This is a genomic window from Ruegeria sp. CRTD044, from assembly GCF_059613485.1.
Genome location: NZ_JBXWSP010000005.1, coordinates 1 through 12,005, shown reverse-complemented (window position 1 = coordinate 12,005; position 12,005 = coordinate 1). Strand labels below are relative to the sequence as shown.

22 protein-coding genes are annotated in these 12,005 nt (G+C 57.0%); 1 reads left to right on the top strand and 21 read right to left on the bottom strand.

What is annotated here, in order from left to right; all coding sequences use genetic code 11:
* Window positions 1-13: 13 nt before the first annotated feature.
* The 6 genes from rpsN to rpmC all read right to left on the bottom strand — a co-directional run bounded on the left by rpsN (window position 14) and on the right by rpmC (window position 2,092).
* Window positions 14-319 (bottom strand): 30S ribosomal protein S14, encoded by a 306-nt coding sequence (rpsN, locus tag AC2FNL_RS07055; RefSeq protein ID WP_093965360.1) that lies wholly within the window; start codon window positions 317-319, stop codon window positions 14-16.
* 19 nt (window positions 320-338) lie between these two features.
* Window positions 339-899 carry a 50S ribosomal protein L5 gene (gene rplE / locus AC2FNL_RS07050; RefSeq protein WP_093965358.1) on the bottom strand — a complete coding sequence of 187 codons (561 nt, stop codon included), beginning with the start codon at window positions 897-899 and terminating at the stop codon, window positions 339-341.
* Window positions 892-1,203 (bottom strand): 50S ribosomal protein L24, encoded by a 312-nt coding sequence (gene rplX / locus AC2FNL_RS07045; RefSeq protein WP_093965356.1) that lies wholly within the window; start codon window positions 1,201-1,203, stop codon window positions 892-894. Before rplX ends, rplE begins: the two co-directional genes overlap by 8 nt.
* A 2-nt stretch (window positions 1,204-1,205) precedes the next feature.
* A complete protein-coding gene (rplN, locus tag AC2FNL_RS07040; RefSeq protein WP_005621870.1) occupies window positions 1,206-1,574 on the bottom strand; it encodes a 50S ribosomal protein L14 in 369 nt (122 codons plus the stop codon).
* A 76-nt stretch (window positions 1,575-1,650) separates the two neighbouring features.
* On the bottom strand, window positions 1,651-1,881 hold the full coding sequence (gene rpsQ / locus AC2FNL_RS07035; RefSeq protein WP_170342963.1) for a 30S ribosomal protein S17: 231 nt from the start codon (window positions 1,879-1,881) through the stop codon (window positions 1,651-1,653).
* A 4-nt stretch (window positions 1,882-1,885) separates the two neighbouring features.
* Window positions 1,886-2,092 (bottom strand): 50S ribosomal protein L29, encoded by a 207-nt coding sequence (gene rpmC, locus AC2FNL_RS07030; protein ID WP_093965352.1) that lies wholly within the window; start codon window positions 2,090-2,092, stop codon window positions 1,886-1,888.
* Window positions 2,093-2,354: 262 nt separating this feature from the next.
* Here rpmC and AC2FNL_RS07025 point away from each other — a divergent pair, with 262 nt between their 5' ends.
* Entirely contained in the window at window positions 2,355-2,990 is a 636-nt protein-coding gene (locus AC2FNL_RS07025; RefSeq protein WP_496832950.1) for a thermonuclease family protein, read from the top strand.
* Between the two features lie 16 nt (window positions 2,991-3,006).
* Here AC2FNL_RS07025 and AC2FNL_RS07020 read toward each other — a convergent pair whose 3' ends face one another.
* The 15 genes from AC2FNL_RS07020 to AC2FNL_RS06950 all read right to left on the bottom strand — a co-directional run.
* Window positions 3,007-3,627, bottom strand: a complete 621-nt coding sequence (locus tag AC2FNL_RS07020) for a 2OG-Fe(II) oxygenase family protein (protein ID WP_170392161.1) — start codon at window positions 3,625-3,627, stop codon at window positions 3,007-3,009.
* Window positions 3,628-3,702: 75 nt separating this feature from the next.
* A complete protein-coding gene (locus tag AC2FNL_RS07015) occupies window positions 3,703-4,104 on the bottom strand; it encodes a YybH family protein (protein WP_496832949.1) in 402 nt (133 codons plus the stop codon).
* Between the two features lie 125 nt (window positions 4,105-4,229).
* Window positions 4,230-4,643, bottom strand: a complete 414-nt coding sequence (gene rplP / locus AC2FNL_RS07010; protein ID WP_005980704.1) for a 50S ribosomal protein L16 — start codon at window positions 4,641-4,643, stop codon at window positions 4,230-4,232.
* Between the two features lie 12 nt (window positions 4,644-4,655).
* The gene (gene rpsC / locus AC2FNL_RS07005; protein WP_093965346.1) at window positions 4,656-5,366 is read right to left on the bottom strand and encodes a 30S ribosomal protein S3; all 711 of its coding nucleotides are present in this window, start codon (window positions 5,364-5,366) and stop codon (window positions 4,656-4,658) included.
* Complete coding sequence (gene rplV, locus AC2FNL_RS07000; RefSeq protein ID WP_039538267.1) at window positions 5,366-5,746, bottom strand: 50S ribosomal protein L22; 381 nt, start codon at window positions 5,744-5,746, stop codon at window positions 5,366-5,368. The genes rpsC and rplV overlap by 1 nt, the downstream gene beginning before the upstream one ends.
* A 3-nt stretch (window positions 5,747-5,749) precedes the next feature.
* A complete protein-coding gene (gene rpsS, locus AC2FNL_RS06995; protein ID WP_005980699.1) occupies window positions 5,750-6,028 on the bottom strand; it encodes a 30S ribosomal protein S19 in 279 nt (92 codons plus the stop codon).
* Window positions 6,029-6,031: 3 nt separating this feature from the next.
* Window positions 6,032-6,874 carry a 50S ribosomal protein L2 gene (rplB, locus tag AC2FNL_RS06990; protein ID WP_093965344.1) on the bottom strand — a complete coding sequence of 281 codons (843 nt, stop codon included), beginning with the start codon at window positions 6,872-6,874 and terminating at the stop codon, window positions 6,032-6,034.
* A gap of 216 nt (window positions 6,875-7,090) precedes the next feature.
* On the bottom strand, window positions 7,091-7,333 hold the full coding sequence (locus AC2FNL_RS06985; RefSeq protein ID WP_496832948.1) for a hypothetical protein: 243 nt from the start codon (window positions 7,331-7,333) through the stop codon (window positions 7,091-7,093).
* Between the two features lie 84 nt (window positions 7,334-7,417).
* Window positions 7,418-8,380: a hypothetical protein gene (locus tag AC2FNL_RS06980; protein ID WP_496832947.1), complete on the bottom strand. Its 963-nt coding sequence runs from the start codon at window positions 8,378-8,380 to the stop codon at window positions 7,418-7,420.
* 143 nt (window positions 8,381-8,523) lie between these two features.
* Window positions 8,524-8,820 (bottom strand): 50S ribosomal protein L23, encoded by a 297-nt coding sequence (locus tag AC2FNL_RS06975; protein ID WP_093965341.1) that lies wholly within the window; start codon window positions 8,818-8,820, stop codon window positions 8,524-8,526.
* Window positions 8,817-9,434, bottom strand: a complete 618-nt coding sequence (gene rplD / locus AC2FNL_RS06970; RefSeq protein WP_170370228.1) for a 50S ribosomal protein L4 — start codon at window positions 9,432-9,434, stop codon at window positions 8,817-8,819. Before rplD ends, AC2FNL_RS06975 begins: the two co-directional genes overlap by 4 nt.
* Window positions 9,431-10,156: a 50S ribosomal protein L3 gene (gene rplC, locus AC2FNL_RS06965; protein ID WP_496833026.1), complete on the bottom strand. Its 726-nt coding sequence runs from the start codon at window positions 10,154-10,156 to the stop codon at window positions 9,431-9,433. Before rplC ends, rplD begins: the two co-directional genes overlap by 4 nt.
* 18 nt (window positions 10,157-10,174) lie before the next feature.
* Window positions 10,175-10,489: a 30S ribosomal protein S10 gene (rpsJ, locus tag AC2FNL_RS06960; RefSeq protein ID WP_008756422.1), complete on the bottom strand. Its 315-nt coding sequence runs from the start codon at window positions 10,487-10,489 to the stop codon at window positions 10,175-10,177.
* 222 nt (window positions 10,490-10,711) lie between these two features.
* Entirely contained in the window at window positions 10,712-11,659 is a 948-nt protein-coding gene (locus tag AC2FNL_RS06955; protein WP_496832946.1) for an aldo/keto reductase, read from the bottom strand.
* A gap of 235 nt (window positions 11,660-11,894) precedes the next feature.
* A partial coding sequence (locus tag AC2FNL_RS06950) for an EF-Tu C-terminal domain-related protein (protein ID WP_480428719.1) occupies window positions 11,895-12,005 on the bottom strand: 111 nt, incomplete at its 5' end.

Below are 12,005 nucleotides of genomic sequence, written 5' to 3'. Positions count from 1 at the left end.
ATCTGTCTCTCCCTTACCAGCTCGATTTCACCATGCCGGGGATCTGACCAGCAGAACCCAGCTCGCGCAGCGCGATACGGCTGACCTTCAGCTTACGGTAGTAAGCGTGGGGACGACCGGTCAGCTGACAACGGTTGTGCAGACGGGTAGCCGAGCTGTTGCGCGGCAGTTTCGCCAGTTTCAGACGCGCTTTGAAACGCTCTTCCATCGGCTTGCTCTCGTCATTCGCGATCTCTTTCAGAGCCGCACGCTTTTCGGCATACTGTGCCACCAGGCGTGCGCGCTTCTTCTCGCGTTCGATCATTGCTTTTTTAGCCATGTCTCAATCCTCCCGGCGCTTACGCGTTGAACGGCATGTTGAAAGCTTTCAACAGTGCCTTTGCTTCAGCGTCGGTTTTCGCTGTGGTGGCAATTACGATGTCCATGCCCCAGACCTCGTCGACCTTGTCGAAGTCGATTTCCGGGAACACGATGTGCTCTTTCATGCCCATGGCAAAGTTGCCACGGCCATCGAAGGACGGTTTCACACCGCGGAAGTCACGTACGCGAGGCATCGCGATTGTGATCAGACGGTCCAGGAATTCGTACATCCGGTCGCCGCGCAGGGTCACCTTGGCGCCCAGCGGCATGTCTTCACGGACGCGGAAACCCGCGATCGACTTCTTCGCCTTGGTCGAAACGGCCTTCTGACCGGCAATCGCCGTCAGATCTTCGACCGCGGCTTTCGCCTTCTTCGAGTCCTTCACCGCCTCGGCACCACAGCCGATGTTCAGAACGATCTTCTCCAGCTTGGGGATCTGCATATCGTTCTTGTAGCCAAACTCTTCTTTCAGAGCGGCACGGATGGTTTCAGCGTACTGAGCTTTCAGACGCGGGGTGTAGGTTGCAGCATCAAGCATCGATCACGTCCCCCGTGGTCTTAGCGTAACGAACCTTCTTGTCACCTTCCATGCGGAAGCCGACCCGGGTTGCCTTGCCGTTCTTGTCCAGCAGGGCCAGGTTCGACAGGTCGATCGGCAGAGCCTTGGGCAGGCGGCCACCTTGCGACGTTTGCGACTGGCGGGTGTGGCGGATGGCGATGTTCACGCCATCAACGACAGCTTTGCCGGCTTTGGGGTCGACCGAGGTGATAGTCCCCTCTTTGCCCTTGTCCTTGCCGGCCAGCACGACGACCTTGTCGCCTTTGCGGAGTTTAGCAGCCATGATTACAGCACCTCCGGAGCCAGCGAGATGATCTTCATGAAGTTCTTCGCGCGCAGTTCACGAACAACGGGGCCGAAGATACGGGTACCGACGGGCTCGTTGTTGTTGTTCAGGATGACGGCGGCGTTGCGATCGAAGCGGATCGCGGTGCCGTCTTCGCGACGGACTTCTTTGGCGGTGCGCACGACGACGGCCTTGCGGACGTCACCTTTCTTCACGCGGCCGCGCGGGATGGCTTCCTTCACCGAGACGACAATGATGTCGCCGACGGAGGCGTATTTACGCTTGGAACCACCCAGGACCTTGATGCACTGAACTCGGCGGGCGCCGGAGTTGTCAGCGACATCCAGATTGGTCTGCATCTGGATCATGTGGTTTCTCCCGACCTGTGGGGGCTGGTCTTGTTAAATCCCCCAGGGTTTCGACAAATGGAAAAATCCCGGAGGCTTAGGCCTCCAGAACCTCCCAACGTTTCGTCTTCGATTTCGGCGCGCATTCGATGATGCGTACGGTGTCGCCGACCTTGAAGGCGTTCTTTTCGTCGTGAGCCCGGTATTTCTTGGACTTACGAACGGTTTTCTGCAGCAGAGGGTGCTTGAAGCGGCGCTCGACCAGAACGGTGATGGTCTGTTCGTTGGCGTCGCTGGTCACGGTGCCTTGCAGGATACGCTTGGGCATCTGATTACTCCTCGGATGCCGCGGCAGCGGCCTTTTCGTTCAGAATGGTTTTGACGCGGGCAGCATTGCGGCGGGCCGCTTTGATACCAGCAGTGTTTTCCAGCTGACCGGTGGCCTGTTGAAAGCGCAGGTTGAAGCTTTCTTTCTTCAGGTTGGCCAGTTCCTCGCGGAGCTGGTCCGGGGTCTTTTCACGCAGTTCTTGGGCGTTCATCGCCTTTTCCTTTGCTCAAAACACCAGAAGGCCCCGTACACGGGTCACCTTGGACCTGGTGGATGAATGATAGACATGCGAATCGCCCGACAACGCCGGGAGACCGCAGGATGCCGCCGTATAAGGGTTTGGTGGGTGGGTGGCAAGGGAAAGTTTTGCAGCCAGAACCGGGCAACCAACGGGTCACGTCAGAACCTGACCACTTGCGCGTTGTCGTTTGTGGAAACGGGTTTGGCCGAAACTCAAAAGACACTTGAAACCCTTGAAGTATCTTTATCCCGCTGACTTAGGAACGGTGGAAAAAATGGAATTGGTTGTCCTAATTGGGTTCGCGGCACTTCTAGTTGTTTTAATACCAAGAAAGCCACGCTTTGTCGCCCGTCATAGAGGCCTTCAAAAACCTCCGCAAGCCTCCACACGGAAACGCGCAATCCCGCGACAACAGCCTAGTGTTGCTCCCTCCAACCGCGTTCTGACGGGGCGCGCTTATGTGATCGATGGCGACACAATCATTGTCCGTGGAACAAAGATCCGTCTAGCCGGCATTGATGCGCCCGAGCTGGACATGCCATGGGGTCTAAAGGCAAAGTGGACGATGGTCGAAATCTGCAAAGGTCAGGAGATTACCGTCAAGCTGAACGGCGAAACATCTTACGACCGGCTAGTAGGAATTGGATACCTACCCAATGGGCAGGACATCGGCGCGGAGCTGGTCAAAAGGGGGCTTGCGCTGGACCTGCCTTTCTTTTCAAAGGGAAGGTATAGGCATCTCGAACCGACCGGCGCCAGAGAACGGCTGCGGAATGGGGCATTCGGCCACGCATCAATTTCGGTTCGCAGGACGACGACAGTCGTCGCCTATGGGCGCAGATCAAACCGGCGCAATGCGGGCAGTTGAATACGCCCCTAGGGGTTCACTCCCACTTATAGTTAAAACTTACCGAAATCCGCTCTTCCTCGGCCATGTTCATCGGCACCTCGTGGCGCAGCCAGCTTTCCCACAGCAGAACGTCGCCGACCTTCGGCTTCATATAAATGAAGGGCTGCAATTCGCGTCGGGCGCCCTTGCGGCGCACCGGCGCGGCCATCATGCGGCCTGAGCGGGGGTCTTCAAGCTTCAGCGCGCTGGCGCCTTCCGGCATTGACACATAGGTCGTTCCAGAAATCACACTGTGCGGATGGATGTGGCTGGCATGCATTCCACCCTCGGGCAGGATGTTGATCCAAAGATCCTCCAGCTTCAATTCCCGGTCATCGAGATCAAACTCAAGGTCTTTTGCGAATGCAGCCACGTGCTGATCCAAAGTCTTCACCAAATCCTGAAAGATCGGAAACCGCCAGGGCAGATCAGTCAACGAGGCATAGCTGGTGTAACCCGGATAGCCGTTCTTTTCGCACCACTCCTGCCCGGCCTCGTCATCCTCAGCGATGACAAGGCACGAGTTCTCCAGCTCCTCCGGATCGATCCTTGGATCGAACTCAGACAGAGCGGCGCGGTAGAGACGGGTAACAAAGAGTGATTCAATCTGTGCCATGGGCGTCCATTACCCCATTCGACGCCAAGGCGCGATAGAGGAACTTTCTTCGAATTTGGAAAACCGCTGTAGCTGTCACAAGTCAATATAGGGCAACGGGTCGCTGTGATGCGCGATCAGCTTCCACGCTCCACCTTCATGGCGATAGACATTCGTGCCGCGCATCCGGATACCGGACCCATCGCCCTGCCCCGATGCCTCGGCGACGTGATGCACGGTGGCAAGCGTATCCCCTAGCACAACATGCCGGTTCAGCACTTTGATCGACCCACCAAGATGCGCCCGTCCCTGCGCGACCCAATCCTGATCCGTGACCTTCCACCCGATGTGGAACAGATCGGGTGATGGCCCCATATAGATGACGTCGTCTGCGTGCGACCACAGCGCCTCCATCGGTGCAACGTCACCCTCGAACATAGCGTTCAGTGCGGCAAAGAAGCCGTCGTCAATCTCTTCAATCTCTGACTTCAAAGTCATTTGGGGTCCTTGTTTTGGGCTTTTCCGAAATATCAAAAGCTGAAGCTGAGCCTAACCCAAACCATCCGAAATACAAAAAACCCCGCCGGTTCGGCGGGGTTTTCTGAAGTCTTAGAAAGACCGGCTTACCAGTCCTCGCGGACCACCACGCGGGTCTTGATCGGCAGCTTCATCGCAGCCAGGCGCAGGGCCTCGCGCGCGATTTCATCGTTGACGCCGTCGATCTCGAACATCACGCGACCGGGCTTCACTTTGGCTGCCCAATAGTCGACCGAGCCTTTACCTTTACCCATACGGACTTCGGTCGGCTTCGAGGTCACGGGAGTATCCGGGAAGATCCGGATCCAGACGCGACCTTGACGTTTCATGTGACGGGTCATGGCACGACGAGCAGCTTCGATCTGGCGTGCGGTGACGCGCTCGGGCTGCAGGGCTTTCAGACCGTAGGTGCCAAAGTTCAGATCAGAGCCGCCTTTGGCTTCACCCTTGATCCGGCCTTTGTGCATCTTGCGGAATTTTGTACGCTTTGGTTGAAGCATATCTTTCCCTCCTTAGCGACGACCGCCACCAGCACCACGAGGTGCAGGGCCGTCCTGGAGTTCCTGTGCTTTACGGTCACGTGCCTGCGGATCGTGCTCCATGATCTCACCTTTGAAGATCCAGACCTTGATCCCGATGATCCCGTAGGGGGTCATCGCTTCGGCATGTGCGTAATCGATGTCGGCACGCAGGGTGTGCAGAGGCACGCGGCCTTCGCGGTACCATTCGGTCCGTGCGATTTCGGCGCCGCCCAGACGGCCAGCGACGTTCACCCGGATACCCAGGGCGCCCATGCGCATGGCGTTCTGAACCGAGCGCTTCATTGCGCGACGGAAGGAAACACGACGTTCCAGCTGCTGAGCGATCGACTCGGCAACCAGCTGCGCGTCGAGTTCCGGCTTGCGCACTTCGACGATGTTCAGGTGCAGTTCGCTGTCGGTCATCTGCGCGATTTTCTTGCGCAGAACTTCGATGTCCGCGCCTTTCTTGCCGATGATGACACCGGGACGCGCAGTGTGGATCGTGACGCGGCACTTCTTGTGCGGACGTTCGATGATCACACGGGCGATGCCGGCCTGCTTGCACTCTTTCTTGATGAACTCACGGATCTTGAGGTCTTCCAGCAGAAGATCACCGTAGTCCTTGGTATCTGCGTACCAACGGCTGTCCCAGGTGCGGTTGACCTGAAGGCGCATGCCGATCGGATTGACTTTATGTCCCATTAGGCTTGCTCCTCAACTTGACGCACCTTGATGGTGATCTCCGAGAACGGCTTCATGATCTTGCCGAAACGGCCACGGGCACGCGGACGACCGCGCTTCATGACCAGGTTCTTGCCAACCCATGCTTCGGCGACGATCAGCTCGTCGACATCCAGGTTGTGGTTGTTTTCGGCGTTCGCGATTGCGGACTGCAGGCACTTTTTGACGTCCTGCGCGACACGCTTGTTCGAGAAAGTCAGGTCGGTCAGAGCCTTCTCGACTTTCTTGCCGCGGATCATTTGCGCAACCAGGTTCAGTTTCTGCGGGCTGGTGCGAAGCATACGGGTTTTTGCCATTGCTTCGTTTTCAGCCACGCGGCGGGGGTTCTTTTCCTTGCCCATGACTTACTTCCGCTTCGCTTTTTTGTCTGCGGCATGGCCATAATAGGTCCGGGTCGGCGAGTACTCACCGAACTTCTGACCGATCATGTCTTCCGAGACGTTTACCGGGATATGCTTCTGGCCGTTGTACACACCAAAGGTCAGACCCACGAACTGGGGCAGAATGGTGGAACGACGCGACCAGATCTTGATGACTTCGTTGCGGCCCGACTCGCGCGCAGCTTCGGCTTTTTTAAGCACGTAAGCGTCGACGAAAGGACCCTTCCAAACAGAGCGAGACATGTCTTAACGCCCTTTCTTCTTGGCGTGCCGCGAGCGGATGATCAGCTTCTGGGACGCTTTGTTCTTGTTGCGGGTACGCTTACCCTTGGTGTCTTTACCCCAAGGCGTAACCGGCGTACGGCCACCCGAGGTCCGGCCTTCACCACCACCGTGGGGGTGATCGATCGGGTTCATGGCAACACCACGGACCGACGGACGCACGCCCTTGTGGCGCATACGACCGGCTTTGCCGAGGTTCTGGTTGCTGTTGTCGGGGTTCGACACGGCACCGACGGTGGCCATACATTCCTGGCGTACCATGCGCAGCTCGCCCGAGCTCAGACGGATCTGAGCATAGCCGCCATCGCGGCCGACGAACTGGGCGTAGGTGCCCGCCGCACGTGCGATCTGACCGCCCTTGCCGGGCTTCATCTCGATGTTGTGCACGATGGTACCGATCGGCATGCCCGAGAACGGCATCGCGTTGCCGGGCTTGATGTCGGCCTTGGCCGAAGCGATGACCTTGTCGCCAACCGCCAGACGCTGCGGCGCCAGGATATAGGCCTGCTCGCCGTCGTCATATTTGATCAGTGCGATGAACGCGGTCCGGTTCGGGTCATATTCGATCCGCTCGACGGTTGCCGCTACATCCAGTTTGTTCCGTTTGAAGTCAACGATCCGGTAGAGACGCTTTGCGCCACCGCCACGGCGGCGTGAAGTGATCCGTCCGGTGTTGTTCCGGCCGCCCGATTTGGTCAAACCCTCAGTGAGAGACTTGACCGGACGTCCTTTCCAAAGCTCCGAACGGTCGATCAGCACCAGCCCGCGCTGGCCCGGCGTCGTCGGTTTGTACGACTTGAGTGCCATGCTTTCTGTCTTCCGTTTAGCAAGCGCGAGGATCAATCCCCGCTATGTGAGAGGCCCCCGTAGGTGCCCAGGTTATAGGGCCCCGAAGGTCCCCGGTTGCAAATATCAGAGGCCCCGGAACGAATCCGAGGCCGCAAGATTGGGAGCGTTTAGCAGGGTTGGGGGTGGGGGGCAATAGCTAGAACGCCTTCTCAAGTAGTTATTCTCGAACCGCCTTTAAGCCTTGTCCACCGCTTTCGAAAACGCCTGCGCCAAAATCGCTGCAACCGATTTTACAGTTCCCTCGTCTACGCTGGCAGAAGAGGCAACCGTTTGGTTGTGCTGCTGACCGAACATGCGCTTGATTAGTTCCGCTTTTATCTTTTGTTGCTCTGTCGCTTCTAGGTCGGCCATGAAAGGATCAAGCGCCTTAGTTTCAAGCGCAAACGATAGCATTTGCTTCTCATTGTCGCGATGCATCTTCGACTGTTTGGAGGCGTATCCAGCGGCGACAAGCAAAATAGCAGTAAGCGATGTCGCCGTTACGATGCTCGCCCAATTCAGCTAGCCGGAAACAGTAGGATCAAAGCCCATCCAGTACTTGAAGCCCAACCAAAAGACCGCTGCAGCAAGCGACGCCATAGAAATCCAGCGCCAAAGGTCAGCCTGCATTTTTTCTTCCTCCGCGCTACTTTGGTAGCCTCCGGCAACGCTATCTCGACCTACCAGCCTGTGAATTTCCAACACAGATTGGTGCTTTTCTCTCACGTCTTTCATTATTTCTTCGCCTTCACTTGCGAAGTGTACTAAAAGCTCTTCAAGTTTTTTTGCCTGCTCTGCGCCTATCTCGGAGTGCTGCCGATCAATGGACTTCGTCCATTCGGAAAGCTGATTCTCAAATTTCTTTTCGCGATCAATTTGCACCGTGGAAAACTCTTCAGCACGCTCCGTCTGCTTTTCTGTAAACTCTGATTGCCACTCTGAGAGTTTCGTTTCCGTTTCTGATGACAAAAGATCAAGCCGCTGGCGGAACTCGTCCGCTTTGCCGGTCAGCTCCGACAGTTTCCCCACGCTCTCCCCGATTTGTTCTTTTGTCTTACTTTTAAAGTCGTTCATCACGACAGCGAGCGAATGAAAGGCTTTCTCAGTATGACGAATGACTTTCTGAGATTCTGGAAGCCTAGACATAGCTGCCAAGTGATAGATCTGAGGAGAATACTGCGAAATATGATCGTTTGCAGCCCGCAGAGGGGCAGTTTGTGGCGAGTTTGAATAATTCTGAAGCTGCTGGAAAAAATTCCCATGCCTCAAGTGTTGGTTGAGTTGGTTCAACAACGCCAGAGGAAAAAATTCTGGATCGATACCTGCAAGTATTTCTTGCAAATTGCTCAGGATCTTCCTGAGACGCCGCCGCTCTTCTTCAAATTCTGCATCTATATCTCCGGTATCAACATCCAACCACTCAACGGACTGACGCAGCGTTTCATGCAAAGGGTGTTTCTCAAAATCTATTGACCAGCGAGACAACTTAAAGATCCTCCGTTTGCATTCAGAACACGTTATGGATGTAACGCACACCCGCGGACTATGCATGTATGAAATTGAAGGAAAAAACAAAAAACCCCCGCCTTTCGGCGGGGGCCTTCATCTCTCTCCAAAGACGGGTCCGATCAGAGACCGGTGGTCACGTCGATGGTGTTGCCCTCTTCTAGGGTCACATAGGCCTTTTTGACGTCTTTCCGCTTGCCCAGCTGGCCGCGGAACCGCTTGACCTTGCCTTTGGTCACGGTGGTGTTCACCGCCTTGACCTTCACACCAAACAGCGCCTCGACGGCCTCTTTGATCTGCGGCTTGTTGCTGTCGATCGCCACTTCAAAGACAACCGCGCCGTTTTCAGACGCCATGGTCGTTTTCTCGGTGATGATCGGCTTGCGGATCACGTCGTAGTGTTCTGCCTTCGCGCTCATTTCAGTCGAGCCTCCAGTGCTTCGACACCCGCTTTGGTGAGCACCAGGGTGTCACGCTTGAGGATGTCATAGACGTTTGCGCCCATCGACGGCAGGATATCCAGACCTTCGATGTTGCGGGCTGCGCGGGCGAACCCTTCGTTCACGGTGGCGCCGTCGATGACCAGAGCGCGCTTCCAGCCCAGGTTTGCAACCTGCTTGGCCAGTGCGGCGGTCTTGCCTTCGGCTTCGGCGCTTTCGATCACGACCAGCTCGCCAGCTTTGGCCTTGGCCGACAGTGCGTGGCGCAGGCCCAGCTTGCGGAACTTCTTCGGCAGGTCGTGGCCGTGCGAACGCGGGGTCGGACCCTTGTAGATGCCACCTTTGCGGAAGATCGGCGCGTTGCGGTCACCGTGACGTGCGCCACCGGTGCCCTTCTGGCGATAGATCTTCTTGGTCGAGTAGCTGGTTTCCGAGCGGGTCTTCACCTTGTGGGTGCCAGCCTGCGCATTGTTGCGCTGCCAACGGACCACACGGTGCAGGATGTCCGCGCGCGGCTCCAGGCCGAACAGGTCTGCATCCAGCTCGATGTTGCCGGCTTTACCGCCGTCCAGTTTGATTACATCAAGTTTCATGCTTCACCACCTTCCGCGGGTGCTTCTTCCGCAGGTGCTTCGGTTGCAGCCGATTTCACAGCAGCCGGGAAAGGCAGGCCTTCCGGTGCTTTCTTCTTGACGGCGTCCTTGACGGTGACCCAGCCCGATTTTGGTCCGGGAACGGCGCCTTTGATGAAGACCAGACCACGGTCGGCGTCGGTTTTGACGACCTCGAGGTTCTGGGTGGTTACACGGGCAGCACCCATGTGACCGGCCATCTTCTTGCCTTTGAACACTTTGCCCGGGTCCTGACACTGACCGGTCGAACCGTGCGAACGGTGGCTGATCGAAACACCGTGCGAGGCGCGCAGACCACCGAAGTTGTGGCGCTTCATTGCACCGGCAAAGCCTTTACCGATCGAGGTGCCCGAAACGTCAACTTTCTGACCAGCCAGGAAGTGATCTGCCGAAATCTCGGCGCCCACTTCGATCAGCGCGTCTTCCGACACGCGGAACTCGGCCAGCTTGCGTTTGGGCTCGACCTTGGCAGCGGCATAGTGACCGCGCATGGCCTTCGAGGTGCGTTTTGCCTTGGCAGCACCGGCGCCCAGCTGAACGGCGGTGTAGCCGTCTTTGTCAGCGGTGCGCTGTGCAACGACCTGCAGGTTGTCCAGGTGAAGAACGGTCACAGGGATCTGCTTGCCGTCTTCCATGAACAGGCGGGTCATGCCGACTTTTTTTGCGATAATACCAGAGCGCATCATCAATACCCTCCGATCTTACGACTGCAGCTTGATCTCGACGTCCACACCAGCCGCGAGGTCGAGCTTCATCAGCGCGTCAACGGTCTGGGGGGTCGGATCAACGATGTCGAGCAGACGCTTGTGCGTGCGGATCTCGAACTGGTCGCGGGATTTCTTGTCAACGTGAGGGCCACGGAGAACCGTGAACTTCTCGATCTTGTTCGGCAGCGGGATCGGGCCGCGCACGTTCGCGCCGGTCCGCTTTGCAGTGTTGACGATCTCTTGCGTGCTGGCATCCAGGACGCGATAGTCAAATGCCTTCAGCCGAATACGGATGTTTTGGCTTTGCATATTAACAGCCTTTTTTCAGGCGTTGGAGTTGAGAGGAGGACGGGCGCTCATCGCCAACCCTCATCGAACCCAAAAGGCGGGAATCACCCCGCCTTCACGTTCTCACCGAGAACTCGCGCGGTTTAGTGGGGTTGGCGCTGTTTGGCAAGGGGGAAATGCCACCAAGCCCCAAATGCGGATTGTCCAACGAGTGATAGGCCGCCGCGCTGAACCTTGAACACCCTACCCGGCTTCAGGATCGTTTTGGGATTGCCCCAATTCCGCCAGCTCTGTCCAGACCGCATCCGGGATAGACCAGCCGGCCCATTCGAATGTCTGGTCCACGTGCTGCGGCCATGTCGCGCCGCAAATTGTCGAAGCTATATCTGCGTTTTTGATCGAGAATTGCAACGCAAGCGCCCCCAACGGGACATCGTAGCGGGAACAGATACTCTCGACAGCACGAACCGGGCCCAGAACCGCTTCGGTCGCCGGCTGATAGACGTAGAAATGATGCGCGGAACTTCCCTTGGCCAATACTCCTCCGGAATAGGGCGCCGCATTCAGAACGGTCACTCCCTTGGAACGCGCGAGTTCAATCAACGGAGCGGAATTCACGTTGACGACTGTATGCCTGTTGTGCGTCAGAAGGACGTCGAACTCACGATCGCGTAGCATAGGCATCAGGACGTCAATTCGACCACCGGCAAGCCCCACAGCTTTCGCCAAGCCTTCTTCCTTCATCCGAAACAGCTCATCAAGCGCGCCGCCCTTGCCGGTCACCTCGGAAAGATCTGCAGCGTATTCAGGGTCATGAAGGTGAAGAATATCCACGTGATCAACGCAAAGGGCTTCAAGGCTTGCTTCAAGCGACCTTCGCGCTTGTGCCGCATCAAACCTGTTACTCTCCATGTCCCGGTCCAGTTTCGTGGACAGAACCCGGCCCTCGGGCCACCCGCCCAGTTCACGAATGACTTGCCCGATACGTTCTTCGCTTCGGCCCAACGCATACCCGCGCGCTGTATCAATGAAGCCATCCGGACGCTGGAGAATTGTCCTGATGGTATCCAGTGCACGGCTTTCGTCTACTTCGTATCCATATATCTGTGGAATGCTTCCCAGCCCTGTTGAACCGAACCCTATTTGCGGCAAGCTGACTCCAGTCCGGCCGATTTCAACATGCTTGGTCATCCCACCATCCTCCCCTACAGGACATTTCTGCCTGCAATTGTGTCGAGGGGTGCCGCTCAACGCAAGCTTGGCGTATTCGCGTGCAACACCAAGATCGGCGCAGCCATGGTTTTGGGAACTTAACGAAAAAGGCCGCCCCGGTTTGGGACGGCCTTCTTTGATTTCTCACCGAGTTGCTTTCGGCTGGCTTCGCTTTGGAAAACCGCCTGCCGCAACCGGGCGCGAAAAGCGCGCCTTACTCGATGATTTTGGACACGACGCCTGCGCCAACGGTGCGGCCGCCTTCGCGGATGGCGAAGCGCAGACCGTTTTCCATGGCGATCGGGGCGATCAGCTCGACGCCGAA